Genomic DNA, 26553 nt, shown 5'->3' on the forward strand with positions numbered 1-26553 from the left:
GCCCCGTGCCGCGCCGCCCGCCGGCACGACCCAGCCGCCGAGCACATGCGGGCCGTCGGCGAGCAGCAACGGCCGGCTGGTCCCGACGGCGCCGGCGACCGCGAGGGCCGCCCGCTCGAGCTCGCCGGGATCCCCCGCCGACCAGCAGACGAACGCGAGCTGCGGGCCGGTCAGCACGTGGCCGAGCGCGCGCTCGGCCGCCCCGCGGTCGACCGGCTCGCCCGCCAGCAGGGCGCGGGCCACGTCGGCGCGGACGATCGCCGCGCGGCGCTGCCGCCGCTCGCGCTCGGCGACGTGCTCGGCGCCGACCCGCGCGGAGACCATGTCGATGTAGCGGAAGCTGAAGTCCGCGGTCTGCCGCAGCGCGACGACGAGCCGGTCGCGGTCGGGGATCGCCTCGGCCAGCGCGGTGCTCCAGCGGCCCCAGAAGTACGCGTGCCCGAGCCGGTAGAAGCGCAGCGTCGCGTCGACCCCGCCGCCGCGCGCCGCCATCCGCCGGGCGTGCTCGAGCGCGGCGACCGGCGCCTCGGTCGCCTCGACCGGGATCCCGTGGCGGATCATCGAGATGATCGCCTCGGCGTTGGACGCGCACGACGCGTGCGTGACCCCGGCGATGTCCGGGTCCTCCGCGATCTCCGGGATCTGGGCGGCGAGGTCGTCGAACATCTCCTGCGAGACGACGTCGAGCTGCGCCGACCACGCGGTGGCGAGCGCGCGGACCTCGGGGATGGTGGCCCCGGGGGCCGGCTCGTCGTGGGTCGCCGTCACGACGCCGAGCCTCGCAGGTCCGCGGCGGCGCAACCGATCCCCGCGGCGGTCCCCCCGCTCGTATGCTCGCCCGGACCCGGGGCGCCGCGTCGTCGCCCCGGCGGCCGCGCGTCGCGACCGGACCAACGATCAGGAGACGCCGGTGCACAGCTCGATACTCGTGGGGACCGACGGCTCGGGGACGGCCGCGGAGGCCGTCGCCGCCGCCGCGAGGCTCGCCGCGGCAATGGACGCCCGGCTCACGATCGTCTCGGCGTTCGCGCCGGTGCCGCGCAGCCGGCTGCGGGCCGAGGCCCAGCAGGCGCCGTCCGACGTCGAGTGGACCGTCAACGCGCGGGAGGACGTCGAGGCGCTGCTGGAGACCGCGAAGGCGGCGGCCCTGGGCGCCGGCGCGACGAAGGTCCGCACCGCGGCGCGCGAGGGCGACCCGGCGACCGGGATCCTCGACGTCGCCGACGAGCTGCACTGCGACCTCATCGTCGTCGGCAACCGCGGCATGACGGGCGGGGGCGGGCGCCGGTTCCTGCTCGGCGCGGTCCCCGACAAGATCAGCCACCACGCGCCCTGCTCGGTGCTGATCGTCGCGACGACCTGAGGACCTGAGGCCACCGCCACGTGGAGGCGCCGGCTAGCCCTCGACCCCGGCGATCTTGCGCTGCAGCGCCGCGCGCTCCGCGGCGTTGGCGCAGCGGTCGACCGCCTCGCGCAGCGCGGTCCGGGCGTCGTCCGGGCGGCCGAGCCGGATCAGCAGCTCCCCGCGGACGGCGGGGAGCAGGTGGGTGCCCGCGAGGTCCCCACCCGCGGCGATCTCGTCGACGATCTGGAGGCCGGCCCGCGGACCGGAGGCCATCGCGACCGCGACCGCGCGGTTGAGCGCGACGATCGGCGACGGGGCCAGCCGCCCGAGGGCCTCGTAGAGGAGCACGATCCGCGCCCAGTCCGTGTCGGCGACCGACGGCGCGACGGCGTGACACGCGGCGATCGACGCCTGCAGGCCGTACGGACCCAGCCCGCGCCCGTCCCCGGTGGCCCGGGCCAGGGCCGCCCTCCCGCGACGGATCGCCGCGTGGTCCCACCGCCGGCGGTCCTGGTCCTCGAGCAGCACGGGGCGGCCGTCGCCGTCGACCCGGGCGGGGAAGCGCGCCGCGGTGAGTTCCAGCAGGGCGAGCAGCCCGAAGGCCTCGGACTCCGGCGCGATCCGCACGAGCACGCGGGCCAGCCGGCGCGCCTCATCGGCGAGGTCCCGGCGGATCCACTCCTCGCCCTCCGACGCGGAGGAGCCCTCCGTGAAGATCAGGTATACGACGTGGAGGACCGCCCCGAGCCGCCCGTCGAGCTCGTCGCGGTCCGGCACCGCGAACGGCACGCGGGCGGCGGCGAGCGTCTTCTTCGCGCGGGTGATGCGGGCCTGGATGGTCGGGACCGGGACCAGGAACGCCCGCGCGATCTCGTTCGTGGTGAGCCCGCCGACGATGCGGAGCGTCAGCGCGATCCGCGCCTCGCTCGTCAGGACGGGGTGGCAGGTCGTGAACATCAGCGCGAGGACGTCGTCGTCGATCGCGCTGTCATCGAACAGGGCGTCCACGCCGGGCTCGCTCTCGGTCAGGTCCCGGGCCAGGACGGCGTAGCGGTCGTCCCGCGCGGAGCGCCGGCGGAACGCGTCGATGGCCCGGCGCCGACCGGTCGTGAGCAGCCAGCCGGCAGGCTCGGCCGGCACGCCGTCGACCGACCAGGACACCAGGGCCTCCGCGAGCGCCTCCTGTGCGACGTCCTCGGCCAGCGAGAAGTCGCCCGTGAACCGCGCGAGCGCGCCGACGATGCGGGCGGACTCCGTGCGCCACACCGCCTCGACGGCGCCGCGCGATCCCGGGCTGCTCATCGCGGGCTCAGAGCTGCCCGGTCTGCTCGCGCCACGCGCGCTCCTTCTGGATCCACTCGTTGTCCTGCGGGAACTCGTCGATCGTGGTCACGCGCCGGATCTCGGTCTTGCTGCCCGCGGTCAGCGGCGCGCGCTTGGCCCACTCGACGGCCTCCTGCTTCGACGCCACGTCGAGGATGTAGTACCCGGCGAAGAGCTCCTTCGTCTCGCCGTACGGGCCGTCGGTGACGACCGGCGTCTCGCCGCTGAAGTCGACGACGACGGTGTCCTCCGGGGTGTCCAGGCCCTCGGCGGCGAGCAGGACGCCGGCGCGGATCAGCTGGTCGTTGAAGCGCCCCACCGCGTCGAGGATCTCCGCGAAGTCGCCGCCCATGATGGTCGCGAGCGACTCGTCCGTCGGACGCATGATGAGCATGTACTTGGCCATGTCGTTCTCCTTGGTTCCGTGAGGCCCGGTCGACCTCTCACCCGGTGGTCGAACGGGGAGAGCGTAGATCGACACGGGCGCGGGAACCCTCCGGATCCGTCGCCGCGCGACCGGCCCCCCGACCGCGGAGCGCGGCTCGACTACCGTTGACCGCGTGGCGCTCAGAGCCCTGATCGCGGAGGACCAGGTGCTGCTGCGCTCCGGGATCGCGCGGCTGCTCGGCGACGCCGGGATCGACGTCGTCGCGCAGGCCGGCGACGCGGAGGACCTGATGCGCAAGGTCCGCGCCCACAAGCCGGACATCGCGATCGTCGACGTCCAGATGCCGCCGGACCACACCGACGACGGCCTGCGGGCGGCGGTGGCGATCCGCGCCGAGCTGCCGGACACCGCGGTCCTCGTCCTGTCGCAGTTCCTCGAGGAGCGCTACGCGCTGGACCTCGTCGGCGACGACCCCCGCGGCGTCGGCTACCTCCTGAAGGACCGCGTGATCGACGTCGACGCGTTCGTCGCCGCGGTGCGCCGCATCGCCGGCGGCGGGTCGGTCCTCGATCCGCAGGTCGTCGCGCTGATGGTCGGCCGCCGCCGCGCCGGCGACCCGCTCGACGCGCTGACGCCCCGCGAGCGCGAGGTCCTGGGGCTGATGGCGGAGGGCAACTCCAACCGCGGGATCGCCGAGACGCTCGGCGTCGGCGCCGCGGCGGTCGAGAAGCACTCGACGCGGATCTTCCAGAAGCTCGGCCTCGGCACGGAGCCGACCGAGCACCGCCGCGTGATGGCGGTCCTGACGTACCTGCGGGCGGGGTGACGGCGGCGCGGCGGTCGGTCGCATCGAGTTCGGCACCTCAGGGGTACGGACGTCGACGCGCGGCCGCACCACTGGCGGCGCGGCGGTCGGTCGCATCGAGTTCGGTACCTCAGGGGTACGGACGTCGACGCGCGGCCGCACCACTGGCGACGCGGCGGTCGGTCGCATCGAGTTCGGCACCTCAGGGGTACGGACGTCGACGCGCGCCACGCGGCCCGGTGCCGCGCGTGCGTCCCCGCGTCAGAGGGTCCCGGTCGACAGCCCCATGGCCGCGGCGATCGGGTAGCCGATGATCGCGATCCAGACGGTGCCGGCGAGCAGCAGCAGGTAGTCGGCGCGCAGCCGGCCCGGCGCGGGGCCGTCCGGGCGGGCCGAGATCCGGATCACGGCGAGCACGAGGGCGATCGCGACCGCGGCCGCCACGATCGCGAGGCCCCAGGCGGCGGGCTCGGTGTCGTCCTCCGGGCCCGCGAGCAGGACGAGGTGGAAGACCACCCCCGCGAGGACCGACCCGAGGGTGAGGATCCAGGCCGGGGAGCGGACGACGGCCGGCTTCTCGGGCAGCTCGGGGGCGGACACGCCCGGAACCTAGCGGCTCGCCCGCGGCAGGCGCGCGGTCAGACGGGTGCCGGCGGGGTCGTCGTCCGCGACGACGAGGACGCCGCCGATCGCCTCGACGCGGTCAGCGAGGCCCTGCAGCCCGCCGCCGGGGCGCGCGACCGCGCCGCCGCGGCCGTCGTCGCGGACGACCACGAGCAGCGCGCCGTCCTCCTCCCGGACCTCGACCTCCGCCCGCGCCGCTCCTGCGTGCTTCGCCACGTTGGCCAGCGCCTCGGCGATCACGAAGTACGCGGTCGCCTCCACCCGGGGCGACCAGCGGGCGTCGGGCACGTCGACCGTCACGGGCAGCGGGCTGCGAGCGGTCAGCGACTGGACGGCCGCCGCCAGCCCGCGGTTGGTGAGGATCGACGGGTGGATGCCGGCGACGAGGTCCCGCAGCTCGGCGATCGTGGCGCGCGCCTCGCCGACGGCGTCCTGCAGGGTCCGCCGCGCCGCGGCCGGGTCCCGCTCGAGGTCCCCGATCCCCTGCTGGACGCCGAGGGCGACGTTCATCAGCCGCTGCTGGGCGCCGTCGTGGAGGTCCCGCCCGAGCCGCCGGCGCTCGTCGTCCGCGGCGGCGACGATCCGGGCGCGCGACGCGTCGACCGCGTCGGCGCGCGCCCGCTCGACGGCCTCGCGGCGGCGAACGGCCTCCGCCTCCCGCCGCTCGGTCTCGTCGCGGAAGACCACGACCGCCCCGCGGCCGGCGCCCGTCGGGAACGGCGCCGAGCTGTACGACACGGGGACGAGCGAGCCGTCGCGGCGGACGAACCAGTCCTCCTCCACGCGCACGGTCTCACCGGTCGTGCGGGGCCGCAGCAGCGGGCACTCGTCCTCGGGGAACGGCGTGCCGTCGGGGCGGTGGTGGTGGATCGTCGCGTGGCTCGGGCGCCCAAGCAGGCCGGCCTCGTCGAAGCCGAGGATCGCCAGCGCGGCGGGGTTCGCGAAGCCCACGCGCCCCTCGTGGTCGACCACGTAGACGGCCTCGCCGACGCTCTGGAGCAGCGCGGTGAGCGCCATCGGGGGCGGGGCGGCGCCCGATTCCGCGAACCAGGCGCCGGGCGGACCGGCGGGCATCGCCCGAGCCTACGGGGCGCGGACGGAACGGGGCGGATCGTGTCGGGTTCGACACGGGATCGCTTTGGGATTACCATGTGATCCAGTCATGGCCACCGTCACGCAGCCCCGTCCCGACCTCGACGCGCACCGGCACGCCATGCGCGCGGACGTCGACGTCGTGGCCCGCGAGGTCCGCGATCTGCTCGGCGCGCGGCTGGGCGCCTACGTCGCGGGAGTGGGTGAGACGCGCGCGCTGCACGAGTGGGCCGAGGGCGCGCGCACCCCGAGTGCCGACGCGCAGCGGCGGCTCCGCCTGGCCCTCCAGATCGCGACGATGATCGCCGCGACGGACGGGACCCAGACGGCCCAGGCGTGGTTCCAGGGGCTGAACCCGCAGCTCGACGACCGCTCGCCGGCGCGCCTGATCCGCGAGGGCGCGCTCGACGAGGTCGGCGGCCAGGTCGTCGCCGCGGCGCGCGCGTTCGTCGTCGGCGGCTGATGGCCGAGCCGGACGTCGCGATCCCCACCGGCCGGCTGCACCGGCTGGCCCGCCGGCCGGACCCGTGGGCGTGGCCGGACTGGGCCTTCGCCGGTCCGGACGGGACGTTCGGCAACCGCTACGACGACCCGCAGTCGGAGTACCGCGTGCTCTACGCGGGCTCGGACCGCCTGACCTGCTTCCTCGAGACGCTCGCGCGGTTCCGGCCCGATCCACACGTGCTGGCCGTGGAGATCGCCCCGGACCCGCGCGACGGCGACTTCCCGACCGCGCCTGCCGGGCAGGTGCCCGTGACGTGGGTGGACGGCCGCGCGATCGGCACGATCGAGGTGACGTGGCCGTTCACCGACGTCGGCACGCGCGCCGCGCTCGCCCACCTGCGCGACGCGCTGCCCGACCTCATCGTCCGCCACGGGCTCGACGACCTCGACGGGGCGATCGAGCTGTTCGGGCTCGCGCTGGCCTGAGCACCAGCCACCGACGATCGGCCGAGCAGGGCGACCCCGAGCACGGCGTCTGGTCGATCGGGCTCGTCCAAGGACTGATCCACGACATCCCGACCTGCGCCGAGCTCGTCGAGCGGATGATCGCCGAAGCCGACGAGCTCATCCGCGGACGACGCAGCACGCTCATCGCGTAGGGGGCGCCGCCAGCAGCGTCGCTCGGGCCCGCTCGCACTCGTCGGCGGCCCGCAGCAGCGCGTCGCCGAGGCGAGCGATCGCGTCCATCTCGGGCTCCGGGTGCCCGGCGCCGAGCTCCCGCGTCGCGCCCTGGAGCGTCCGGAGCGTCGCCTCGAGGACGCCGAGGATCGCGATAGCCGGCGGCGGGTCCGCCGGCCGCTCCCGGACCTCGGTCTCGAGCCCGCGCGCGGCGAGCATCAGGTCGCACGCGGCGTCGAACACCCGATCCACCGGCGGGCCCTGCCGCTCCCGGGTCAGCCACGTGCGCACGGTCACCATGCCTCGAGCGTGCCGGTCGCGCGCCCCGAGGACCATGGTGGTTCCCCGCCATTCCGGGTCCCCAGATGGCGGGGAGCAGCCATGGCGCCGGGCCCGCCCGCCCACCAGGCTGGGGGCATGCCTCAGACGTTGTTGCCCAGGGACCAGGCGCTGCTCGTCACGAAGCCCGGATTCGACGCCCTGGTCGCCCGGCTCGCGGAGCTCCGGGAGGCCCGGGAGCGCGCCGCCGGCACCGACCCGGCCCCGGGCGACGACACCGCCGAGCTGACGGACCGGATCATCCTCGTGGAGACCGCCCTCGCCCGCGCGGTGATCGCCCACGGTGCCCGCCACGGGTACGCCCTGGCGGCCGTCGGCACGGTCGTCGAGGTCGACGACGGCGCGCGCCCGTGCGCCTACCGGCTCGTCCTCCTCCACGACGAGGGCGACGACACGGCCGCCACCCCGGTGTCGGTGCTGTCGCCGGTCGGCGCCGCCCTCATGGGCCGCGCCGTCGGCGACGCCGTGGAGATCGCGTTGCCGAACCGGCGACTCCGGTCGCTGCTCGTGCGCCGCATCCGGGACGACGCATGACCGTCCGGGCCGGGATCTGGCACCGTCCGTCGATGGGACTGACCACCACGCTCGCCCGGATGCCCCTCGCGCGCCAGATCTTCCTGGTCGCGGCCTTGGTGCTCGGCGGCGTGACCGCGGCGCTCGTCCTCTCGCCGGTCACGATCTCGTCGCCGATGACCGGGCGTGACACCGCCCTGGTCCTCGGTGGGCTGCTGCTCGTCCTCGCGACCATCCACCTCGCGCTGCGCCGCCTGCTCGCGCCGCTGCACCGGCTGGCCGACGCGATGGGGACGATCGACCCGCGCGACCCCGATCCGGGGCTCCGCGCCCGGATCGCCCCCGACGACCGCGACGTCGAGCGGCTGCTGGAGGCGTTCGAGCAGATGCTCGACCGCTTCCGGCTCGAGCGGCTCGACAGCGATCGCCGCACCAGCGCGGCCCAGGAGCACGAGCGGCGCACCATCGCCGGCGAGGTCCACGACGAGCTCGGCCAGACGCTGACCGCGCTGTCGCTGCAGCTCGACCGCGCGACGATGGATCCGCAGCACCGGGAGCTGGCGCAGCGCACGGTCGCCCGCGCGCTCGGCGACGTGCGCGACATCGCCCGGAGACTGCGCCCCGAGGGCCTGGACGACCTCGGGCTCGTCAACGCGGTGATCGCGCTGTGCGTCCGCGTGCAGGAGGAGAGCGGCCTGACGATCGACCGCGACCTCAGCGCCCCGCTGCCGCCGCTGGACGGCGACGTCGAGCTCGCGCTCTACCGGATCGCCCAGGAGGCGCTGACCAACGCCATCCGGCACGCCGACGCCGGCCGCGCGACCGTCGCGCTGCGGGCGGAGGACGGTCACGTCGTCCTCACCGTCACCGACGACGGCCGGGGATTCGTCGCCGCGCCTCCGGCCGACGGAGGCATCGCCGGGATGCGCGAGCGGGCCCGGCTGATCCGCGGCAGCTTCGACCTCCGGGCCGAGACGCGCCTGGGGACGAGGATGCGCTGCGCGGTGCCGGTGCCGTCGCGATGACCGTCCCCCTGCGCACCCGGATCCTGCTCGCCGACGACCACGCGCTCGTCCGCAGCGGCATCCGCCTGATCCTCGACGCCGAGCCGGACCTGCGGGTCGTCGAGGAGGCGGGCGACGGCATCGAGGCCGTCGACCGCGCGCTGGCGACCGACGTCGACCTCGCGATCCTCGACGTCTCGATGCCCGGGAGGACCGGCCTGCAGGCGGCGCGGGAGCTGACCCGGCGCCGGCCCGACGTGCGGATCCTGCTGCTGTCGATGCACGAGAACGAGCAGTACCTGTTCGAGGCCCTGAAGGCCGGGGCCGCCGGCTACGTCCTGAAGTCCGCCGCGAACCGCGACCTCGTCGAGGCCTGCCGGGACGCGATGCGCGGGACCCCGTTCCTCTACCCGCGGGCGCTCCAGACCCTGACGAAGGCGCTGCTCGACGACGCCCGCAGCGGCGGCTCGCTCCCCCGCGACGTCTTGACGGCCCGCGAGCAGGAGGTCGTCAAGCAGATCGCGGAGGGCCTGACGACGGACGAGATCGCCGAGCGACTCGTCATCAGCCCGCACACGGTGCAGCGCCACCGCTCCAACGCCTTGGAGAAGCTCGGGCTGCGCAACCGCGTGGAGCTCGCGCGGTATGCGATCCGGCGCGGCCTCGTGGAGCCGTGAGCACCCGACCGCGAAAAGCACTCTCCCAGGCAATGGTCGCCTAGGAGATGAAGCACTAGTATGCAAGTCGTGACGACGGATCGGAACGTGGCAATCGTCGGTGCCGGGATGATGGGCACCGGCATCGCGGAGACGGCGGCGCGCGCCGGGCTGACGGTGACCCTGTACGAGCCGTCCCCCGAGCCGCTCGAGCACTCGCGGGAGCGCCTCGCCTCGTCGCTGGAGCGCATCGTGTCGCGCGGCCGGCTGACCGAGGAGGAGGCCGCCGCGACCACCGCGCGCGTCACCTGGACCTCCGACCTCGAGGACCTCTCCGACACGACGATCGTCATCGAGGCCGTCAAGGAGGACGTCGACGTCAAGCGCGACGTCTTCTCCCGGCTGGACCGGATCGTCCGCCCCGACGCGCTGCTGCTGTCGAACACCTCATCGATCCCGATCGCCGAGCTCGCCGCCGCGACCGGCCGCCCGGACCGTGTCGCCGGGCTGCACTTCTTCAGCCCCGTCCCCGTGATGTCGCTGGTCGAGATCGTCGTCGCGCTGGAGACCGGCGACGACACCGTCGCTCGGCTGGAGGCCTTCGCCGCCGCGCTCGGCAAGCACGCCGTGCGCACGAAGGACCGCTCCGGGTTCATCGTCAACTTCCTCCTCGTGCCGTACCTGATGGCCGCGGTGCGGATGGTCGAGGAGGGCTTCGCGACCCGCGAGGACATCGACGAGGGCATGAAGCAGGGCTGCGGCCACCCGATGGGCCCGCTGACGCTCGCCGACATGATCGGCCTGGACGTCCTCTACGCCATCGGCGTCTCCCTGCAGAGCGAGTTCCAGAAGCCCGAGTACGCCCCGCCGCCGCTGCTCAAGCGGATGGTCGCCGCGGGCCGCCTGGGCCGGAAGTCCGGCCGCGGGTTCTACGAGTACGCGCCGGCGCAGGCGCCGGTCGCCGCCTGAGCGGCGGCCGGGCCAGGGAGCCCGGGGCAGCGACCGCCGTCCCGCGCGGCCGTGGTCCCGCGACCCGGGGACGACGGTGCCGTCGTCGCCGGTCCTCCGCCCGCTACTCCGCGTCGTCGAAGTCCCCGGCCTCGCGGCGCAGGTCCCGCAGCGCGACGATCACGTCGTCGAGCGCGCCGGGCGCCAGCGGCGCCGTACCGAAGTCGATCGCGTTGACGGCGTGGGTGGCGGCCTCGGCCACCTCCCGCCCGCGCGGCGTGATCGTCGCCAGCGTCGTCCGCCGGTCCTCGGGGTGCGGCGTGCGCTCCGCCAGGCCGCGGGCCTCGAGCGCGTCGACGAGCTTCGTCACGTTCGTCAGGTGGACCTGCAGCCGCACACCCATCTTGCCCAGCGGCAGCGCGCCCTCGCCGCTGTAGAAGAGCAGCATCAGCGTCTCGTAGCGCGAGTACGTCAGGTCGAAGTCGCGCAGGACCGCGTTCAGGCGTGCGACGACGATCTGCTGCGCGCGGACGATCGAGATCACGGCCTCCATCGGCGCCGCGGTCTCGGCGCCCCAGTGCGTCTCCCACTGGCGGCCGGCCTCGCGGATCGGGTCGAACGGCAGCGGCGGCACGCCGCGGAGCGTGCCACACCCGCCCGCCGCCGGCCCCTCCCGCCGCCGACCGGCCGCGCCGCTCGTCGCCTACCCCCAGCTCGCCGGCCCGTGGCGCTCCCGCTCGTCCTTCGCCGTCCAGCCCGCGGCGGCGTCCGCGCTGACGGACAGGATCGCCGCGTCGGCGAGGGCGCGGAACTCGTCGGTGACCTCCAGGCCCCTGGGGCCCTCGAACGTGATCACCGGGTCGGCGCCGGCGCCTATTCGCACCTCGTGGACCCCGCACCGCCACGCCAGGCGGGCGCAGAGGAGGTCGCGGGCCGCCGGGCTCAGCGCGGCGACGTCGGCGGGGACCTCGACGACCCGCCGGTCGCGGCGGTCGCGTCCGTCACGCACGTCCGCCCATCGGAATCTGGGGGGCTGCCAGCTCATCGGGTCCGTCCTGCTCGTCGCTCCTGGGGGCGGGACCCTAGGACCGCGACCGGGCCGTCACAACGAACCTGGCCGAACGGGCAGGCGGGGCCCGCCGGAGGCCGTCCGGGCGGACCTCGGCGGCGCCGGGATCGGGCCGTCGGATGCGCTCGGGCCGGCGTCTCCGGCCGGGCGACGGACGCCGCCGGCCGACATCCGGGACCCGTGCGGCACCGACCGGCAGCCGCCGCGCACTACCCTCCCGCGCATGCCCGACGGCGCCGCGTCCCCCTTCGCGTCGCTCGCCCTCGGCGGCCCGCTGCGCCCGTACCAGCGGCGGGCGCTCGCGGCGTTCGAGGAGGACGTCGCCGCCGGCCGCACGTCGACGCACGTCGTCGCGCCGCCGGGGTCCGGCAAGACCGTGATCGGCATGGAGATCGTCCGCCGGCTCGGGCGGCCCGCGCTCGTCCTCGCGCCGACGGCGACGATCCAGTCGCAGTGGGTGGAGAAGCTCGCGCTGTTCGGCGGCGACGCCGCCGCGCTGCTGGCGCCGGCCGGCCCGCTGCACGTCCTGACCTACCAGGCCGTCTGCCAGACCGCCGACCCCGACGCCGCGCTGCGCGAGGCAGCCGAGGCGCGCCTGGCCACCGAGCGTGCGCAGGCCACGGCGGTCACGGTCGACGCGGCGCGTGCGGACGCCGCCGCGTTCACCGGCGCCGCGCGCGAGCGCCACGAGCGCGACCTGCGGTCCGAGATCGCGCGGATGAAGCACGAGGTCGCCCGTGGCGAGCACGCCGACGCGTCGCTGGAGGCGCTGCTCGCGCCCGGCGCCCGCGCGCGGATCGACGCCCTGCGCGCCGCCGGCGTCGGCACGCTGGTCCTCGACGAGTGCCACCACCTGGCGTCGATGTGGGGCTACCTCGTGCGCGTGATCGCCGCGTCGCTGCCGGGCGTCCACGTCGTTGCGCTGACCGCGACGTCGCCGGCGGACCTGCGCGGCGACGAGGCGGAGCTCTACGCGGGGCTGCTCGGCCCGGTCGACTTCGAGGTCTCGACCCCCGCGGTCGTCCGCGACGGGCACCTCGCGCCGTACCAGGAGCTCGCGTGGTTCACGACCCCGCTGCAGGGCGAGCGCGCGTGGCTCGCGGAGCGCCACGTCCGCTTCGCCGAGCTGCTGGACCGCCTGCACGACCCGGCTGCGCCGGACGAGGAGGACCTCGCGTTCGGGCCCTGGGTGATCGGCCGCCTGCGTTACCGGGACACCGGCGACGGGTCCGCGCGCGTGCCGTTCTCGACGCTCGCCGCGCGGCGACCGGACCTCGCGCGCGCCGGGCTGCGCTACCTCGCCTCGTCCGGATTGGAGCTGCCCGACGACGCGCCGCGCGGCGAGGGCTGGCGCGAGCCGCCGACGCTCGAGGACTGGCTCGTCCTGATCGGCGACTACGCCGTCGGCTGCCTGCGCGCCCACCCCGGCGACGCCGCCGAGCGCCGGCTGACCGAGCTCGGCGTCGGCCTGCGCGACCTCGGCTTCACGCTCACCCGCCAGGGCGTCCGGCGCGGGGCGTCCGACGTCGACCGCGTGCTGCTGCAGAGCGCCGCCAAGCCGCTCGCGGCGATCGAGATCCTCGGCGCCGAGGCGGAGGCCCGCGGCGGCGGCCTGCGCGCCGCCGTCCTCTGCGACACCGAGCACCCGCCCGCCAGCGCGGAAGGGACGGCGCTCGCGCTGACCGGCGGCGCGCGCGGGGTCCTGCGCGCGTTCGCGGACGACCTGCGCACCGCGGCGCTGCGGCCGCTGCTGGTCACCGGCCGGACGGTCGCGTGCCTGCCCGACGACGCCGACCGCTTCACCGCGGCGCTCGGCGCGACCGAGCGCCGCGAGGAGGACGGGCTCGTCCTGCTCGGCACGCCGGGGTGGGACAGCCGCGCCTGGGTCGCCGCCGCCGGCCGCGCCCTGGCCGGCGGCACGACGCAGCTGCTCGTCGGCACCCGCGGCCTGCTCGGCGAGGGCTGGGACGCGCCGACGCTGAACGTCCTGGTCGACCTCACGAGCGTCGCCGCCGACGTCTCCGTGCGCCAGCTCCGCGGCCGCACGCTGCGGCTGGACCCCGCGGACGACCGCAAGATCAGCTCGAACTGGGACGTCGTCTGCGTCGCCGCCGATCTCGCACGCGGGACCGCCGATCACGACCGCTTCGTCCGCCGCCACGCGCACCTGCGCGCGCCGTGCGAGGACGGCTCGATCGAATCCGGCGTCTCGCACGTGCACCCGACGCTGTCGCCCTACCTGCCGCCGCCCGACGAGGATCACCCGGCCCTCAACGCCGCGGCGCTCGCCCGGACCGCCGACCACGACGCGGCCCGCGAGCGCTGGCGCGTCGGCGAGCCCTACGTCGGCGAGGACGTGCCGGTCCTGCTCGTCGGCGCCGCCGCGGGGCGCGAGGGCGCGGGGGCGACGCGGCTGCTGGAGCCGGGGGACGGCGCGGGTGCGGGCGGCGCGGGTGCGGATGCGGATGCGGGCGCCGTACCCCCGGCCGATCCCGGCTCGACGTCCCTCGGCGACCGGCGCTCCGGGCGCCTCGTCGGTCGCGCGGGGACCGTCGGGGCGCCGACCGGCCCGGGAGCACGGGGCGCCGCCCCCGGCCGCCCCGCCCACCGCGCCGGCGGGCGCTCGGCCCCGGTCGGCCGGCCGCTCGGCGCCGAGGCGCTCCTCGCCGACGCCGCCCCGGACGGCCCGCCCCCGTCCGCGGTCGGGCTGGGCGCGGCCTTCCGCCCGAGCGCGCTGCACCGCGCCTACCCGGCGGTCCTGCCCCTGGACCGCGTCGCCCGCGCCGTCGCCGACGCCTACCGCGCCCTCGACGAGATCCGCGGCGCGGCGGCCGACTCGCTCGTGATCGCGCCGCGGCCCGGCGGCCTGGTGCGCTGCGTGCTGAGCGCCGGCGACGCCGAGGAGAACCGCCGGTTCGCCGACGCGCTGGAGGAGGCGCTGTCCCCTGCGCTCGGCCAGCGCTACGTGGTCAGCCGCCCGACCTGGCCGGTCGGCCGGCGGCGGCGCACGGTGGTCTGGCGCGCGCTGACCCGCCGCGCGCCGCTGGACGTCGCGTGGCACCCCGTCCCCTCGGACCTCGGCCGCCACAAGGACCGCGCGACCGCGTACCTGACCGCGTGGACCGCGCACGTCGGCGCGGGCGAGCTGCTGTTCGCGGGCCGCGAGGGCGCGGCCGGCCGCAGCTCGCTGACCGCGGCGACATCCGCCACGGCGCCGTACGTCACGAGCCGCCGCGAGCTGTGGCACTGAGCCGCGGGGCCGGCCGGCGCTGCGGCCACCGGGGACCCTGCGTCCGTCCGGATCTCGGTCGCGGCCCCCGCACCCTGCGATGGTGCGGGGATGGAGACCTTCACGTTCAACGTCACCGAGTTCGAGCCGAACAAGCCGTGGATCGCGCGGGGGACCTCGACGCAGACCATCGAGGCCGCGTCGCACGCCGCGTTCTGGAAGGAGGCGAAGGCCCGCTTCCCCGAGGAGCGCTACCTCGTCACGCCGATGGTGAACCAGGGCTTCTAGACGGCGGCCGCCGCGCCCCCGCTACAGCTTCCGCAGGGCCGTCGCGGCGCTCGTGACCTCGGTCTGCGTGTTCGGGTCCACGTAGATGAACCGGTACCGCTGGGTGGTCGAGCGCGGGACGCGGACCTGGAAGATGCCGTACTTGTCGGTCTTCACCGTCTTGTAGTCCTTGAACGACGAGGACGCCTTGCCCCCGCGCTGCAGGCGGACGGTGGTCGCGGTGTCACCCGGCCGGACCTGGCCCCAGACGTTGGCGGCCTTCGCGGTGCGCCAGCCGAAGATCGGGTTGGCGAAGACGGCCGCCAGCGCCTTGGGCTTGCCGTCGAAGGTGTAGAGGCCCGACTGCCACTTGTTGAAGGTCTGGTCGCCGTTCTTGTCCTCGCCGAGCGACTCGTCGAACCACTCGTACTGCGTCAGGGTCTGCACCCGCGGGTTGCTGGCCGCCAGCCACCAGCCCCACTGGAGGTAGGCGGCGGCGGTGCTCGGCGACTGGAAGCCGTCCTGCTTGTCCGGCGGGTTGGTCTGGTAGCCGTACTCGTCGAGCCAGAGCGGCAGCCGGCTCGCGCCCTGGACCTTCAGCCGCTTGCGGGTCGTCAGCCGGTCGATGGCCTTGATCAGGCGCGGCAGATCCGCCATCCGGGCGTTGTCCGGGTTCGGATCGGGCTTCCCGGGCGAGAACCGCGTCGAGTGCGGGTGGTACGCGAGCGCGTCGCCGGTCACCGGCTTGAAGCCCTTGCAGTCGCCGGTGGTGATCGACCGGTACTTCGCGTTCACGCAGCCCATCGTGCGCAGGAAGGCGAGCGGAGGGGTCGTGGAGTTGGCGCTCGAGGTGAGCCGATCGCCGTACGACGAGGTCGCGCCGATCGCGACCCGCGCGTCGGGGTCCGCGGCGTGGATGGCGTCGTAGCCGGCGCGCGCCAGCTCGCGGTAGAGGTGGGGTGCGACGGAGGTGCACTTCACCGGCGGCTGCGTCGACGGCCGCGACACGCAGGAGTACTGCGGCTGGAGCCAGTAGCTCTGGTTCGGCTCGTTCCAGACGATGTAGCGCGCGACCTTCGGGCCGACGTTCTTCGCGATCGCGGTGGCGAACTTCGCGAACTTCGCGGGGTCGGGCTTCCACGTGCCGTTCTGGCGCGGCGCCTCCGAGGACCCCCACACGGGCCCGGGGCCGGTGACGACGAGCGTGACGTTCAGGCCGTGCTTGACGACCGCGTCGATCTTGGCGTCGAGGTTCGTCAGGTCGTACGACGCCGGGTCGTCCGGCACGAAGCCCGCCGGCATCTTGGTCTCACCCTTGGTGTCCTGCGGGACGAGCTTGTTCCACTGCGCGAAGATCCGGACGTCCTGCACGCCGGAGGCCTTCCACTTCGCGACGGTCGCGTCGGTGCCGCCCGGCGTGTTGCCGTTGAGCACGTTCTCGTCGGCGATCCCGACCTCGAGGTCCTTCGCCGCGAAGGCGCCGGACGGGAGGGCCAGGAGCGCGACGGTCGCGGCGACGAGGGCCGAGCGCAGGAGGCGAGGGGTCATCGGGATGGGTTCTCCAAGGGACGTCCCACCGGGTCGCGGCCGAGGGCGGACGCGTCGGGGCACGGCGGGGTCTGGGCTCTACAACCCGCGGCAACCGTCGATGTTGCGGCGAGAACCACCACGGTACGGGATCTTCGGGCGTGCGACGCCGCCGCAACGCGCGGTTCGCCGCGGTCCTGCGTCGGCGTCGCGACCGGCACCGGGCCCCGCGCGGTCCGACCGCTCAGCCCGGGCTCGTCGCCAGGTCGGCGGCCAGCTCGGCGATCGCCAGGTGCGCGTCGTCGTCCAGGCGCTCGAGGAGGTGGCGGCGCACGGCGACGGCGTGGACCGGGACCGCGCGAGCGAATCGCTGGGTGCCCTCGGCGGTCATCGAGACCTCGACCCCGCCCGCGGCGAGCGGCTCGCGGAGCACCAGTCCGCGGCCCTCCATGCGGCTGATGTGGTTGGACATCCGGCTCTGCGTCCAGCCGAGCACGTCGCACAGGTGCTGCTGCCGGACCGGCAGCGCGCCGTCGCCCGACGGGTCCGCGTCGGCGACGATCCGCAGGACGCCGAAGTCCGCGTCCGACAGGCCCGTCGCGACGCGGACGTCGCGGCGGACGCGCTCGAGGACGACGCCGCTGGCGTGCTTCCACGCGGCCCAGCGGGCGCGCTCCTCGTCGGTGAGCGGCGCGCTCACGCGCCCGTCCGCCGCCGCGGGGTGGTGCTCCGGCGGGTGTCGCGTGGTCGCCTCACGAGAGGAACGCTATCCGATCTCCGGTCCGGATGACAATTGCCTATCGGGATTCACCTATTATTTCGGGACAGGCCCGCCGGGCCCCACCCCGGTGTCGCCGGGGTCACGCGCGACGACACCGCGCCCAGGCGGAGGGCCGGCGCCCGGCGCCCGCCTCAGGCGATCGCGATCCCGCCGTCGACGACGATCGTCGCGCCGGTGATGTACCCGGACCCCGCCCCGGCGAGGAAGACCACGGTCGCGGCGAGCTCCTCCGGCCGGCCGCCACGGCCCAGCAGCGCGCGCTCGGTCACGCCATCCATGTAGCCGTCGGCGTACTGCTCCGTCATCTCGGACGGGAAGAACCCCGGGCAGATCGCGTTGACGCGGATGTCGCGGCGCCGGGACCACTGCTGCGCGAGGTCGCGCGTCAGCCCGAGCAGCCCCGCCTTGCTGGCGGTGTAGGCCGCCTGTGGCAGCCCGGCCGTCGTCAGCGCCAGGACGCTCGAGATGTTGATGATGCTGCCGCCGTCGGTCATCGCCCGCGCGGCCTCCTGGGCCATCCAGTAGCAGCCGTTGAGGTTCAGGTCGATCACGCCGCGGAACTGCTCGGGCGTCTCCTTCAGCGCGGGCACGGCGGTGCCGATCCCCGCGTTGTTGACGAGCACATCGACCCGGCCGAACTCGTCCTTCGCGCGCGCCACGAGCGCCGCGCAGGCCTCGGGGTCGGAGACGTCGGTCGGGACCGCCAGCGCCCGCCGGCCGGTGGACTCCACCAGCTCGACGGTCGCCTGCAGCTTGTCGGCGCGCCGGGCGGCGACGACGACGTCGGCCCCGGCCTCCGCCAGGCCCTTCGCGCACGCCACCCCGAGCCCGGCGGAGGCTCCGGTGACGATCGCGACCTTGCCGTGGAGGGAGAACAGCTCGTCGATGCTCACGGTCCCGACCCTACGGCGCGCGGGGCCGGGACCGCCAGTCAGGCCCGCGCCGGCACCCCGCGCGCCGCGCTCCCGCCGATCCTGCTCCCCGCCGCCGCGCCGATGCGCGCCCCGCCGACGCCGGGCCACGCGTCGGCGAGCAGCTCGTACGAGCGCACCCGGTCGGCGTGGTCGTGCGTGATGGTCGTGATCACGAGCTCCTGGGCGCCGGTGGCGTCGCGGAGCTGCGCCAGCCGCTCCACGGCCGTCCGCGGCGAGCCCACGATCTGGGTCTTCACGCGGTCGGCGACGATCGGGTCGTCGTCCGGACCCCACGGCAGCGCCGCGGCCTCCTCCGCGCTCGGGAACGGGATCGCCCCGGCGCCGGTGCGGATGGAGCGGACCCAGTGGCGGAAGCCCGACGCGAGCTCCGCGGCGTGCTCGTCCGACTCGCCGACGACGACGTCGGCCGACACCGCGACGTACGGCTCCGGCACGGCCTCCGACGGCCGGAACGCGGCGCGGTAGGCCGAGACCGCGTCGATCACCGTGGCGGGGCTGTGGTGGTAGCCGGCGACGAAGCGCAGGCCCTTCTCCCCCGCCACCGTGGCGCTCTCGCCGCCGTTGGCGCCGAGGATCCAGAGCTGCAGGTCCGCCTCCTCGGCCGGGTGCGCGTGCGCCTCGAACCCGTAGGAGGACTCGAACGTGCCGTCGAGGAGGGCGAGCACCTCGTCGATCTGCTCGGCGTAGCTCGGGACCCAGGCGCCCGGCTGCTGCAGCACGCTGAAGAGGTGCGCGATCTTCTCGGGGGAGAACGACGTGCTGTAGTCGAACTTCTTCGGCAGCAACAGCCCGTTGTCGGTCCGCTGGTCCTCCCGGTGGGCGTCGGCGTTCAGCGTCAGGTACGACGCGATCCCCTCGGCCAGCGCGGCCCGGGACTCGGCGTCGGTCTCGACGACGGTCGGGTCCTTCGGCTTCGTCCGGCCCGGCGAGCGGCCGATGCCGAGGTCCAGGCGGCCGGGATGCAGCGCGCTGATCAGCCCGAACTCCTCGACCGCCGACAGCGGCGTGCGGTGCCCGAACTGCACGCCGGCGGAGCCCAGGCGGATCGACTCCGTCGCCTGCGCCACCAGCGCGATCGCGACGGCCGGGGCCACGCCGATGATCCCGGGGTTGAGGTGGTGCTCGGCGAACCAGTAGCGCCCGTAGCCGAAGCGCTCCGCGCTCTGCGCGAGGTCGATCGCGTTGCGCGCCGCCTCCCCGGCGTTCGAGCCGCTGGAGATCGGGATGAGGTCCAGGACGGACAGCGGGACGGCGGGGCTCATGCGGGGACTCCGGTCGGGACGGGGACGGCGGGCCGGCGCGTGCCGGCGGGCGGCAGGCCGAGGTGGTCGCGCAGGGTCGTGCCCTCGTACTCGCGGCGGAAGCTGCCGCGCTCCTGCAGCTCGGGGACGACGCGGTCGGCGAACTCGTCGAGGCCCGCCGGGGTGATGTGCGGGACGAGGATGAAGCCGTCGTCTGCGCGGGTCTGGACGCGCAGGTCGATCTCCTCGGCGATCTCGGCGGGGGTGCCGACGAACGTCTGCCAGGCGGCGTCCTCGATCGCGATGTCGCGGATCGAGAGGCTCCCGGCCTCGGCGCGGGCGCGCCACTCGCGGATCTTCTCCTGGCGGTCCTCGAACCGCCGCGCCTGGCCCTGCTGGATCGCCGTCCCGTCGTCGAGCGGCTCGATGTCGGGCAGCGGCCCGTCGGGGTCGTACGCGGTGAGGTCGCGGTTCCAGACGGCCTCGAGCAGCTGGATCGCCGTCGCGCCGCTGACCTGCTGCGTGCGGATCTCCGCTGCGCGCTCCTCGGCCTCGGCGTGCGTGTCGCCGATGACGAACGTCGCGGCGGGGAGCAGCAGCAGGTCGTCCTCGTGGCGGCCGTGCGCGGCCAGGCGGCCCTTGACCTCGCGGTAGAACGCGCGGGCCTCCTCGATCGGGCGCGGCAGCGTGAAGATGCCGTCCCCGTGACGTGCGCCGAAGTCCCGCCCGGCCTGCGAGTCGCCGGCCTGCAGGATCACGGGCTCGACCTGCGGCGTGCGCGGGACGGAGAAGCGCCCCTCGACGTCGAAGAACTCGCCGCGGTGGGCGAACCGGCCGGCGTCCTCGCCGGCCAGGAAGCGGCCGCTCGCGGCGTCCGCGGGGATCGCGTCGGCGGGCCAGCTGTTCCACAGCTCCCGCGCGATCGCCAGGAACTCGGTCGCCCGGTCGTAGCGGCGGTCGTAGGGCAGGTAGCCGCCGCGGCGGAAGTTCTCGCCGGTGAACGCGTCGGACGAGGTGACGACGTTCCAGCCGGCGCGGCCGCCGGAGAGCTGGTCGAGGCTCGCGAACTGGCGCGCGACCTCGTACGGCTCGTTGTACGTCGCGCTGATCGTGCCGATCAGGCCGAGGCGTTCCGTCACCGCGGCCAGTCCGGCGAGGACCGTCAGCGTGTCGGGCCGGCCGACGACGTCGAGGTCGTGGATCAGCCCCTTCTTCTCGCGCAGGCGCAGGCCCTCGGCGAGGAAGAGGAAGTCGAACTTCGCGCGCTCGGCGGTCTGCGCCAGGTGCACGAACGACGCGAAGTCGATGTGGCTGCCCGACCGCGGGTCGGCCCAGACGGTCGTGTTGTTGACGCCGGGGAAGTGCGCGCCGAGGCGGACCTGGCGCTTGGGGACGGGGCTCACGGGGCCTCCACGAGGTCGGGGGTGCGGGCGTAGCGGGAGAGCGGGCGGTCCAGGCCGAGGTGGCCACGGAGCGTGTCCGCCTCGTAGGCGGTGCGGAAGAGGCCGCGGCGCTGCAGCTCGGGGACGACGCCGTGGACGATCTGCGGCAGGTCGACGGCGGTCGCGGCGGGGCGCAGGCGGACGCCGGCGTAGCCCGCGCGGTGCCAGGCCTCGATCAGGTCGGCGAGCTCGGCGGGCGACCCGGCGAAGATCCGCGCGTCGGACGCGTACGCCTCGCCGCTGAGCGCGTCGAGCCGGTCGAGCCGGCCGCGGGCGGCGGACGGGTCGTCGTCGAGCACGACCACCAGGTCGCCGAGGACGAGCTGCGGCGGCGCGGGGCGGCGCACCTCCTCCTCCGCCGCGCGCACCTCCGAGAGGATCCGCACCAGGTCGTCGTCGCCGTGGGGCGTCACGAACAGGACGTCGCCGACCTGCGCGCCGAGGCGGTACGGCAGCGGGCCGTGGGCGAGGATCGCGACCGGCGGCTGCCCCTGCGGCGAGCGTGGCACGATCGACGGCCCCTTGACCGAGAAGAAGCGGCCGCGGAAGTCCGCGTAGTGCAGGCGGTCGCGGTCGATGAAGCGGCCGGTCGGGACGTCGCGGATCTCGGCGCCGTCCTCCCAGCTGTCCCAGAGCCGGCGCAGGACCTCGGCGTGCTCGCCGGCCTCGGCGAAGAGGTCCTCGACGAACGCCACGATCTCGGGGTCGTCGAGGCGGTCGGGGGTGAAGTCGGGGAACGTGCGGACGCCGACCAGGCGGGCGTCGGCGGCGCTCGGCCCGGCGGTCAGGCGCACCCCCGCCCGGCCGGTGCTGACGAAGTCCAGCGTCTGCAGCGCGGTGGCGACGTGAAACGGCTCGGTGTGCGCGGTGACGACCGTGGGGACGATGCCGATGCGGCTGGTCAGCGGCGCGATGCGGGACGCGAGGAGGACCGCGTCGACGCGGCCACGGACGCGGTCGGTGCGCGGGGTCTGCGGGCCGTAGCCGTCGGTCTGCAGGCCGAGCCCGTCCTCGATCGTGACGAGGTCGAGGAGGCCCTCCTCGGCGAGCCGGACCTGCGCGGCCCAGTGCTCGGGGTCGCCCAGGCGGCGGGCGCCGTCGGGGTCCTCGCGCCAGGCGGCGGGGTGCCAGCCGACGTCGCTGAGCGCGACGGCGAGGTGCAGCGGGTGGTCGGTCATCGGGGGCTCCTTCGGGGGGACGTGGAGGTGCTCATGCGCTCAGCCGAGGATCCGGGCGGCGCCGAAGCCGCCGGACAGGGCGCCGGTGGCGGTCGCGAAGCGGTCGGGCGAGAACGCGCGCAGGCGCGGGTCGGGGTCCTCGCCGGCGAGCAGGCCGGCGACGTGGTCGCCGAGGACGGGCGAGAGCTTGAAGCCGTGGCCGCTGGTGCCCGCGTCCACGACGATCCGCTCCGAGACCGCGCCGATGACCGGCTGCCAGTCGGGGCTGACGTCGTAGAGCGACGCCCAGCCGGCCCCGCGGCGGGCCGACGCGCGGGCGGGGGCGCGCCGGGCCGCGCGCGTCGCCAGCCACTCGTGCTCGTCGTCGTGGATCTCGGCGTCCAGGACGTCGGGGTCCGACGGGACGGTCGGGGCGAGCGGGCCGAGCAGGAACTCGCCGGGGCCGCTCGGCCGCGAGTAGTAGCCGTTCACGACGTCGAGCAGCACGTGGTCCAGCGCCGTCGCGATCGCCGCCGGCTCGTGCCGGAGCGCGGCGACGACGTGGCGCTCCGCGGTCAGCGGCAGGTCGACGCCGACCTGGAGCAGCAGCGGCCGGGTCCACGGGCCCGCGGCGACGAGGAGTCGCTCGACCGCGTGGACGGTGCCGTCCGCGAGCGTCACCCGCACGGCGTCGGCGTCCTCCGCGATCGCCACGACCGCGGTCCCGGTGCGGAACGTCGCCCCGAGGTCCGCGGCGCGCGCGGCGTACGAGACGGTCGTCGCGTGCGGGGCCGCGTATCCGGCGTGGTGCTCCCAGACGCCGATACCGACGTCGTCCAGGACGAGCCCGGGGTGGTCGGCCTCGAGCCGGTCGCGGTCGAGGACCTCGTGCTCGACGCCGGCGGCGGTCAGGCCCTCGGACGTCGCGCGGACGTCGTCGGCGTCGCCGGGCCCGTGCAGGACGAGCCCGCCGGTGCGGACGTAGCCGGAGCGCCCGCCGACGCGCGCGTCGAAGTCCGCGAGGATCCGCGTGCTCTCGCGCGCGACCTCGGCCAGGAAGCGGTTCGTGTAGTAGGAGCGGACGACGCCGCTGGCCCGGCCGGTCGGCCCCGACGCGGGCGTGCCGCGCTCGAAGACGACGACGTCGATCCCGCGGCGGGCCAGGTGGTACGCGGCGGTGGCGCCGTGCGCGCCGGCGCCGATGATGCCGACGGTGTGGCTCACGAGGGCTCCTCGGTGGGGGATGCGGGACTCGTCCGCTCGAGCGTGGGCACCGCCGCCAGCAGCTGCCGCGTGTACTCGTGCTGCGGGCGGGAGAAGATCGCCTCGACGTCGCCCTCCTCGACCACGCGGCCGTCCTTCATCACGAGCACGCGATCGCTCACGTGGTAGATGACGCCCAGGTGGTGGGAGATGAAGACGTAGGCGACGCCCAGGCGCTCCTGCAGGTCCGCGAGCAGGTCGAGCACCTGCGCCTGGATCGACACGTCCAGGGCAGAGACCGGCTCGTCGCAGACGATGATCCGCGGGCTCGGCGCCAGCGCGCGGGCGATCGCGACGCGCTGGCGCTGACCGCCCGAGAGCTCGGCGGGGCGACGGCCGGCGACCTCGGGGGCCAGGCCGACCTGCTCGAGCAGCTCCCGCACCCGCGGCGCGCGGGCGGCGCGCGGGACTCCCGCGACCGCGAGCGGCTCGCCGACGATCCGCCCGACGGTGTACCGCGGGTCGAAGGCGCTCAGCGGGTCCTGGTGGATCACCTGGATCTCGCGCCGCAGGTCGCGGCGCGTGCGCTTGTCGAGCGTCGCCCAGTCGCGGCCGTCGACCTCGACGCGCCCCTCCTCGGGGTCCTCGAACGCCAGCAGCAGCCGGGCGACCGTGGACTTGCCGGAGCCGGACTCGCCGACGATGCCGAGCGTCTCGCCGGCCCGGAGCTCGAGCGACACGCCGTCGACGGCCACGAGCTCGCGGTCGCCGTCCACGGCGAAGGTCTTGCGCAGGTCGTGGGCCTCCAGGATCGTGCCGCCGGACGCCGGTGCCGCCGGGCGCGGCGCGCAGACGCCGGAGCCGGGCGACAGCCGCGTCCCCTTGGCGTGCGCGGCCGGGATCGCCGCGATCAGCCGCTGCGTGTAGGGGTGCTGGGGGTCGTCGAGCACCTGCCGCGTCGGGCCGTGCTCGACGACCTCGCCGTCCTTCATCACGTGGACGACGTCGGCGACCTGCGAGACGACCGCGAGGTCGTGGCTGATCAGGAGCAGCGCGGTGCCGGCGGCGCGGCGGGCCGCGAGCAGCTCGAGGATCTGCGCCTGGACGGTCACGTCGAGCGCGGTGGTCGGCTCGTCGGCGATCAGGAGCGGCGGGTCGGCGACGAGCGCCGACGCGATCAGCGCACGCTGCCGCAGGCCGCCGGAGAGCTGGTGCGGGTACTGCGCGGCGCGCAGCTCGGGCTCGGGGACGCCGACGTCGCGCAGCAGCTCGATCACGCGGGCGGCGCGCTCGTGGCGGTCCAGCAGCCCGTGGGCCAGCAGCGTCTCGGAGATCTCGGCGCCGACCTTGCGGAGGGGGTCGAGCGACCCGAGGGCGTCCTGCAGGACGAAGCCGATCTGCCGGCCGCGCAGGGTGCGCCAGCGGTGCTCGGCCAGGTCGCGCGCGTCGACGCCCGCGACCTGCAGGCGCTGGGCCTGGACGGTCGCGCGCGGCCCGGCGAGCCCGACGAGGCTGCGCGCGGTGACGCTCTTGCCCGACCCGGACTCGCCGACGATGGCGACGCTCTGCCCGGCCTCGATCCGCAGCGAGATCCCGCGGACGGCGTGGGCCCCGTCGCGGAAGGCCACGTGCAGGTCGCGGACGTCGACGATCGGCTCGTCGGCGCCGGGGGCCACGGCGGCGCGGGACGCGCCGGGGGTCGTGGTCGGTGCGCTCATCGGGCCACCCGCCCCTCGGCGCGCAGCTGCAGGCGGCGGCCGACCACGGTCACCGTCAGGACGGTCAGGGTGATCGCCACGCCGGGGAAGACCGCCGGCCACCAGGCGACCGACAGGTAGTCGCGGCTGCTGGCGAGCATCGCGCCCCACTCGGCGGTCGGGGGCTGCGGGCCGAGCCCGAGGAAGCTCAGCGACGAGCCGACGCCGATCGCCGCACCGACGCCGATGGTCGCCAGGACGATCACCGGCCCGACCGCGTTGGGGACGACGTGGCGGAGGACGACCTGCGGCCGGCTCCAGCCGAGCCCGACGGCGGCCTCGACGAACGCCGAGCCGCGGATCCGCAGCACCTCGCCCCGGACGAGCCGGGCGTAGCCGGGGGTCGAGATCAGCGCGATGCCGAGGATCGAGTTGCGGGTGCCCGGGCCGAGCGCCGCGATGATCAGCAGCGCGAGCAGCAGACCGGGGACGGAGAGCAGGACGTCGAGCAGCCGCGACACGACGCGGTCGCCGACCCGGCCGCCCTGCGCGGCGAGCACGCCGAGCGCGGTCCCGAGCACGAGCGCGAGCGCGGACGCCGCGACGCCGATCAGGAGCGACGGCCCGGCGCCGTGGACGACGCGCGAGAAGATGTCGCGGCCGTTCTGGTCGGTGCCGAACCAGTGCGCGCCGCTCGGCCCGGTGAGGGTGTCGGCCGCGCTGGCGGCGTTGGGGTCGGTGCCCGTGAAGAGCCCGGGCGCGACCGCGGCGGCGACGAGCAGAGCCAGCAGCAGCAGGCTGAGGACGAGCCCGACGGGCACCCGCGTGCGGCGGGCCCGGGGACGGGCGAAGGGGATGGCGGCGGCCGGCGGCGCGGCCGCCCCGACGAGCCCGGGGGACGTGGTGGTGCTCATGCGGCGGCCTTTCGCAGACGGGGGTCCAGGCGGACGTAGGCGGCGTCGATCGCGAGGTTGACGACGACGTAGAAGACGGCGGCGACGATCACGATGCCGGTGATCAGGGGGAAGTCCTTCGCGCCGATCGCGTTGACGATCAGGCGGCCGAGGCCCTGGCGGGAGAAGACCTGCTCGATCACGACCGCGCCGCTGATCATCGCCCCGGCGATCCAGCCGGAGAGGGTCACGACGGGCATCAGCGCGTGGCGCAGGACGTGGCGCAACAGCACCGCGGACTCGCCGAGCCCGCGGGTCCGGGCGGTGACGACGAACGGCTCGTCGAGCACGCGCTCGAGCCCCTGGCGCAGCACCTGGACCAGGAGCGCGGTCGGCGTCGCGGCCAGCGCGATCGTCGGCAGGACGAGGCCGGAGATCCCGTCGTTGCCGATCGCGGGGAACCAGTGCAGCCCGAAGGAGAAGACGCTGAGCAGCAGGATGCCCAGCCAGAACGAGGGGATCGCGACGAGGACGACCTCGACCGCCGACGCCGGCCCGCGCACCCAGCGCGGGCGGTTGGCGGTCAGCAGCGCGACGACGATGGCGGTCAGGAACGACACGACGGTGGCCGCCAGCAGCAGCTGGAACGTCGGCCCGATCTGCTGGCCGATCGCCTCGGAGACCGGCATCCGCAGCGCGTAGGACTGCCCGAGGTCGAGGTGCAGGAGGCGCCACAGGTACGCCCCGTACTGCTCGATCGGCGAGCGGTCGAGGTGGTAGTCGGAGACGATCTGCGCGCGGACCTCGGGGCTCAGCTGCGCGTTGCCCGCGATCGCGTCGACCACGTCGCCCTTGACGAGCGAGAGGGCGACGAAGGTCAGGGTGATCGCGCCCCACACGACCAGCACCGCGCTGGCGAGGGGCGCAGGAGACGGCCGGCCACCGTCCGCGCC

Annotated in this window: 27 protein-coding genes and 1 pseudogene; 10 read left to right on the plus strand and 18 right to left on the minus strand. The window is 75.5% G+C overall.

Features of this window, described 5'->3' with window-relative positions; genetic code table 11:
• Positions 1 to 768, minus strand: a pseudogene (locus AB0L40_RS03110) (hypothetical protein); the annotation flags it as partial.
• A gap of 142 nt (positions 769 to 910) precedes the next feature.
• On the opposite strand from AB0L40_RS03110, the gene AB0L40_RS03115 reads away from it, so the two are divergent.
• Positions 911 to 1363: a universal stress protein gene (locus tag AB0L40_RS03115; RefSeq protein WP_364349011.1), complete on the plus strand. Its 453-nt coding sequence runs from the start codon at positions 911 to 913 to the stop codon at positions 1361 to 1363.
• A gap of 33 nt (positions 1364 to 1396) precedes the next feature.
• Here the strand turns inward: AB0L40_RS03115 and AB0L40_RS03120 are convergent, their stop codons facing one another.
• Both AB0L40_RS03120 and AB0L40_RS03125 read right to left on the minus strand, forming a co-directional pair.
• Positions 1397 to 2647, minus strand: coding sequence for a DUF6596 domain-containing protein (locus tag AB0L40_RS03120; protein ID WP_364349014.1), 1251 nt, complete (start codon positions 2645 to 2647; stop codon positions 1397 to 1399).
• A gap of 7 nt (positions 2648 to 2654) precedes the next feature.
• Positions 2655 to 3074, minus strand: coding sequence for a YciI family protein (locus AB0L40_RS03125; RefSeq protein ID WP_364349017.1), 420 nt, complete (start codon positions 3072 to 3074; stop codon positions 2655 to 2657).
• Between the two features lie 154 nt (positions 3075 to 3228).
• Between AB0L40_RS03125 and AB0L40_RS03130 the strand changes: the two genes are divergently transcribed.
• Positions 3229 to 3882, plus strand: a complete 654-nt coding sequence (locus tag AB0L40_RS03130; protein ID WP_364349020.1) for a response regulator transcription factor — start codon at positions 3229 to 3231, stop codon at positions 3880 to 3882.
• A gap of 240 nt (positions 3883 to 4122) precedes the next feature.
• Here AB0L40_RS03130 and AB0L40_RS03135 read toward each other — a convergent pair whose 3' ends face one another.
• The gene (locus tag AB0L40_RS03135; protein WP_364349023.1) at positions 4123 to 4461 is read right to left on the minus strand and encodes a hypothetical protein; all 339 of its coding nucleotides are present in this window, start codon (positions 4459 to 4461) and stop codon (positions 4123 to 4125) included.
• Positions 4462 to 4470: 9 nt separating this feature from the next.
• Positions 4471 to 5559 carry a PAS domain S-box protein gene (locus tag AB0L40_RS03140; protein WP_364349026.1) on the minus strand — a complete coding sequence of 363 codons (1089 nt, stop codon included), beginning with the start codon at positions 5557 to 5559 and terminating at the stop codon, positions 4471 to 4473.
• 88 nt (positions 5560 to 5647) lie between these two features.
• Here AB0L40_RS03140 and AB0L40_RS03145 point away from each other — a divergent pair, with 88 nt between their 5' ends.
• Together AB0L40_RS03145 and AB0L40_RS03150 are read left to right on the plus strand one after the other, a co-directional pair.
• Positions 5648 to 6040 (plus strand): hypothetical protein, encoded by a 393-nt coding sequence (locus AB0L40_RS03145; RefSeq protein ID WP_364349029.1) that lies wholly within the window; start codon positions 5648 to 5650, stop codon positions 6038 to 6040.
• A complete protein-coding gene (locus AB0L40_RS03150; RefSeq protein WP_364349032.1) occupies positions 6040 to 6507 on the plus strand; it encodes an RES domain-containing protein in 468 nt (155 codons plus the stop codon). Before AB0L40_RS03145 ends, AB0L40_RS03150 begins: the two co-directional genes overlap by 1 nt.
• 162 nt (positions 6508 to 6669) lie before the next feature.
• On the opposite strand, the gene AB0L40_RS03155 is transcribed toward AB0L40_RS03150, so the two are convergent.
• Positions 6670 to 6999, minus strand: coding sequence for a hypothetical protein (locus tag AB0L40_RS03155; protein WP_364349035.1), 330 nt, complete (start codon positions 6997 to 6999; stop codon positions 6670 to 6672).
• A 117-nt stretch (positions 7000 to 7116) separates the two neighbouring features.
• On the opposite strand from AB0L40_RS03155, the gene AB0L40_RS03160 reads away from it, so the two are divergent.
• Genes AB0L40_RS03160 through AB0L40_RS03175 form a run of 4 tightly spaced genes read left to right on the plus strand, consistent with a single transcriptional unit; the run spans position 7117 to position 10180 of the window.
• Entirely contained in the window at positions 7117 to 7572 is a 456-nt protein-coding gene (locus tag AB0L40_RS03160) for a GreA/GreB family elongation factor (RefSeq protein WP_364349038.1), read from the plus strand.
• 32 nt (positions 7573 to 7604) lie between these two features.
• Entirely contained in the window at positions 7605 to 8576 is a 972-nt protein-coding gene (locus tag AB0L40_RS03165) for a sensor histidine kinase (protein WP_364349041.1), read from the plus strand.
• A complete protein-coding gene (locus AB0L40_RS03170; RefSeq protein WP_364349044.1) occupies positions 8573 to 9232 on the plus strand; it encodes a response regulator transcription factor in 660 nt (219 codons plus the stop codon). The genes AB0L40_RS03165 and AB0L40_RS03170 overlap by 4 nt, the downstream gene beginning before the upstream one ends.
• A gap of 60 nt (positions 9233 to 9292) precedes the next feature.
• Positions 9293 to 10180, plus strand: a complete 888-nt coding sequence (locus tag AB0L40_RS03175) for a 3-hydroxybutyryl-CoA dehydrogenase (protein WP_364349047.1) — start codon at positions 9293 to 9295, stop codon at positions 10178 to 10180.
• 103 nt (positions 10181 to 10283) lie between these two features.
• On the opposite strand, the gene AB0L40_RS03180 is transcribed toward AB0L40_RS03175, so the two are convergent.
• Together AB0L40_RS03180 and AB0L40_RS03185 are read right to left on the minus strand one after the other, a co-directional pair.
• Positions 10284 to 10793: a MarR family transcriptional regulator gene (locus AB0L40_RS03180; RefSeq protein ID WP_364349050.1), complete on the minus strand. Its 510-nt coding sequence runs from the start codon at positions 10791 to 10793 to the stop codon at positions 10284 to 10286.
• Positions 10794 to 10862: 69 nt separating this feature from the next.
• Positions 10863 to 11168, minus strand: coding sequence for a hypothetical protein (locus tag AB0L40_RS03185; RefSeq protein ID WP_364349053.1), 306 nt, complete (start codon positions 11166 to 11168; stop codon positions 10863 to 10865).
• 283 nt (positions 11169 to 11451) lie between these two features.
• On the opposite strand from AB0L40_RS03185, the gene AB0L40_RS03190 reads away from it, so the two are divergent.
• Both AB0L40_RS03190 and AB0L40_RS03195 read left to right on the plus strand, forming a co-directional pair.
• On the plus strand, positions 11452 to 14478 hold the full coding sequence (locus AB0L40_RS03190; RefSeq protein WP_364349056.1) for a DEAD/DEAH box helicase family protein: 3027 nt from the start codon (positions 11452 to 11454) through the stop codon (positions 14476 to 14478).
• A 90-nt stretch (positions 14479 to 14568) separates the two neighbouring features.
• Positions 14569 to 14745 carry a hypothetical protein gene (locus tag AB0L40_RS03195; RefSeq protein ID WP_364349059.1) on the plus strand — a complete coding sequence of 59 codons (177 nt, stop codon included), beginning with the start codon at positions 14569 to 14571 and terminating at the stop codon, positions 14743 to 14745.
• 21 nt (positions 14746 to 14766) lie between these two features.
• On the opposite strand, the gene AB0L40_RS03200 is transcribed toward AB0L40_RS03195, so the two are convergent.
• The 10 genes from AB0L40_RS03200 to AB0L40_RS03245 all read right to left on the minus strand — a co-directional run bounded on the left by AB0L40_RS03200 (position 14767) and on the right by AB0L40_RS03245 (position 26508).
• Positions 14767 to 16272: a hypothetical protein gene (locus AB0L40_RS03200; protein ID WP_364349062.1), complete on the minus strand. Its 1506-nt coding sequence runs from the start codon at positions 16270 to 16272 to the stop codon at positions 14767 to 14769.
• Between the two features lie 223 nt (positions 16273 to 16495).
• Entirely contained in the window at positions 16496 to 16951 is a 456-nt protein-coding gene (locus tag AB0L40_RS03205; protein ID WP_364349065.1) for a MarR family winged helix-turn-helix transcriptional regulator, read from the minus strand.
• A 212-nt stretch (positions 16952 to 17163) separates the two neighbouring features.
• Positions 17164 to 17925 carry an SDR family oxidoreductase gene (locus AB0L40_RS03210; RefSeq protein ID WP_364349068.1) on the minus strand — a complete coding sequence of 254 codons (762 nt, stop codon included), beginning with the start codon at positions 17923 to 17925 and terminating at the stop codon, positions 17164 to 17166.
• A gap of 38 nt (positions 17926 to 17963) precedes the next feature.
• Entirely contained in the window at positions 17964 to 19229 is a 1266-nt protein-coding gene (locus AB0L40_RS03215; RefSeq protein WP_364349071.1) for an LLM class flavin-dependent oxidoreductase, read from the minus strand.
• The gene (locus AB0L40_RS03220; protein ID WP_364349074.1) at positions 19226 to 20611 is read right to left on the minus strand and encodes an NtaA/DmoA family FMN-dependent monooxygenase; all 1386 of its coding nucleotides are present in this window, start codon (positions 20609 to 20611) and stop codon (positions 19226 to 19228) included. Before AB0L40_RS03220 ends, AB0L40_RS03215 begins: the two co-directional genes overlap by 4 nt.
• A complete protein-coding gene (locus AB0L40_RS03225; protein ID WP_364349077.1) occupies positions 20608 to 21828 on the minus strand; it encodes an LLM class flavin-dependent oxidoreductase in 1221 nt (406 codons plus the stop codon). Before AB0L40_RS03225 ends, AB0L40_RS03220 begins: the two co-directional genes overlap by 4 nt.
• A gap of 39 nt (positions 21829 to 21867) precedes the next feature.
• Positions 21868 to 23031, minus strand: coding sequence for an FAD-dependent oxidoreductase (locus tag AB0L40_RS03230; RefSeq protein WP_364349080.1), 1164 nt, complete (start codon positions 23029 to 23031; stop codon positions 21868 to 21870).
• The gene (locus tag AB0L40_RS03235; protein ID WP_364349083.1) at positions 23028 to 24728 is read right to left on the minus strand and encodes an ABC transporter ATP-binding protein; all 1701 of its coding nucleotides are present in this window, start codon (positions 24726 to 24728) and stop codon (positions 23028 to 23030) included. Before AB0L40_RS03235 ends, AB0L40_RS03230 begins: the two co-directional genes overlap by 4 nt.
• Complete coding sequence (locus AB0L40_RS03240) at positions 24725 to 25621, minus strand: ABC transporter permease (protein ID WP_364349086.1); 897 nt, start codon at positions 25619 to 25621, stop codon at positions 24725 to 24727. The genes AB0L40_RS03235 and AB0L40_RS03240 overlap by 4 nt, the downstream gene beginning before the upstream one ends.
• Positions 25618 to 26508 (minus strand): ABC transporter permease, encoded by an 891-nt coding sequence (locus tag AB0L40_RS03245; RefSeq protein ID WP_364349089.1) that lies wholly within the window; start codon positions 26506 to 26508, stop codon positions 25618 to 25620. Before AB0L40_RS03245 ends, AB0L40_RS03240 begins: the two co-directional genes overlap by 4 nt.
• Positions 26509 to 26553: the final 45 nt, after the last annotated feature.

The sequence above is a fragment of the Patulibacter sp. NPDC049589 genome, assembly GCF_040675535.1.
Lineage (GTDB): Bacteria > Actinomycetota > Thermoleophilia > Solirubrobacterales > Solirubrobacteraceae > Patulibacter.

Excerpts from the sequence above, each read along its gene's own strand:
- AB0L40_RS03120 (WP_364349014.1), bottom strand. The coding sequence starts at position 2,647 with ATGAGCAGCCCGGGATCGCGCGGCGCCGTCGAGGCGGTGTGGCGCACG.
- AB0L40_RS03125 (WP_364349017.1), bottom strand. The coding sequence starts at position 3,074 with ATGGCCAAGTACATGCTCATCATGCGTCCGACGGACGAGTCGCTCGCG.
- AB0L40_RS03140 (WP_364349026.1), bottom strand. The coding sequence starts at position 5,559 with ATGCCCGCCGGTCCGCCCGGCGCCTGGTTCGCGGAATCGGGCGCCGCC.
- AB0L40_RS03145 (WP_364349029.1), top strand. The coding sequence starts at position 5,648 with ATGGCCACCGTCACGCAGCCCCGTCCCGACCTCGACGCGCACCGGCAC.
- AB0L40_RS03150 (WP_364349032.1), top strand. The coding sequence starts at position 6,040 with ATGGCCGAGCCGGACGTCGCGATCCCCACCGGCCGGCTGCACCGGCTG.
- AB0L40_RS03155 (WP_364349035.1), bottom strand. The coding sequence starts at position 6,999 with ATGGTGACCGTGCGCACGTGGCTGACCCGGGAGCGGCAGGGCCCGCCG.
- AB0L40_RS03160 (WP_364349038.1), top strand. The coding sequence starts at position 7,117 with ATGCCTCAGACGTTGTTGCCCAGGGACCAGGCGCTGCTCGTCACGAAG.
- AB0L40_RS03165 (WP_364349041.1), top strand. The coding sequence starts at position 7,605 with ATGGGACTGACCACCACGCTCGCCCGGATGCCCCTCGCGCGCCAGATC.
- AB0L40_RS03170 (WP_364349044.1), top strand. The coding sequence starts at position 8,573 with ATGACCGTCCCCCTGCGCACCCGGATCCTGCTCGCCGACGACCACGCG.
- AB0L40_RS03175 (WP_364349047.1), top strand. The coding sequence starts at position 9,293 with ATGCAAGTCGTGACGACGGATCGGAACGTGGCAATCGTCGGTGCCGGG.
- AB0L40_RS03190 (WP_364349056.1), top strand. The coding sequence starts at position 11,452 with ATGCCCGACGGCGCCGCGTCCCCCTTCGCGTCGCTCGCCCTCGGCGGC.
- AB0L40_RS03195 (WP_364349059.1), top strand. The coding sequence starts at position 14,569 with ATGGAGACCTTCACGTTCAACGTCACCGAGTTCGAGCCGAACAAGCCG.
- AB0L40_RS03200 (WP_364349062.1), bottom strand. The coding sequence starts at position 16,272 with ATGACCCCTCGCCTCCTGCGCTCGGCCCTCGTCGCCGCGACCGTCGCG.
- AB0L40_RS03215 (WP_364349071.1), bottom strand. The coding sequence starts at position 19,229 with ATGAGCCCCGCCGTCCCGCTGTCCGTCCTGGACCTCATCCCGATCTCC.
- AB0L40_RS03225 (WP_364349077.1), bottom strand. The coding sequence starts at position 21,828 with ATGACCGACCACCCGCTGCACCTCGCCGTCGCGCTCAGCGACGTCGGC.
- AB0L40_RS03235 (WP_364349083.1), bottom strand. The coding sequence starts at position 24,728 with ATGAGCGCACCGACCACGACCCCCGGCGCGTCCCGCGCCGCCGTGGCC.
- AB0L40_RS03240 (WP_364349086.1), bottom strand. The coding sequence starts at position 25,621 with ATGAGCACCACCACGTCCCCCGGGCTCGTCGGGGCGGCCGCGCCGCCG.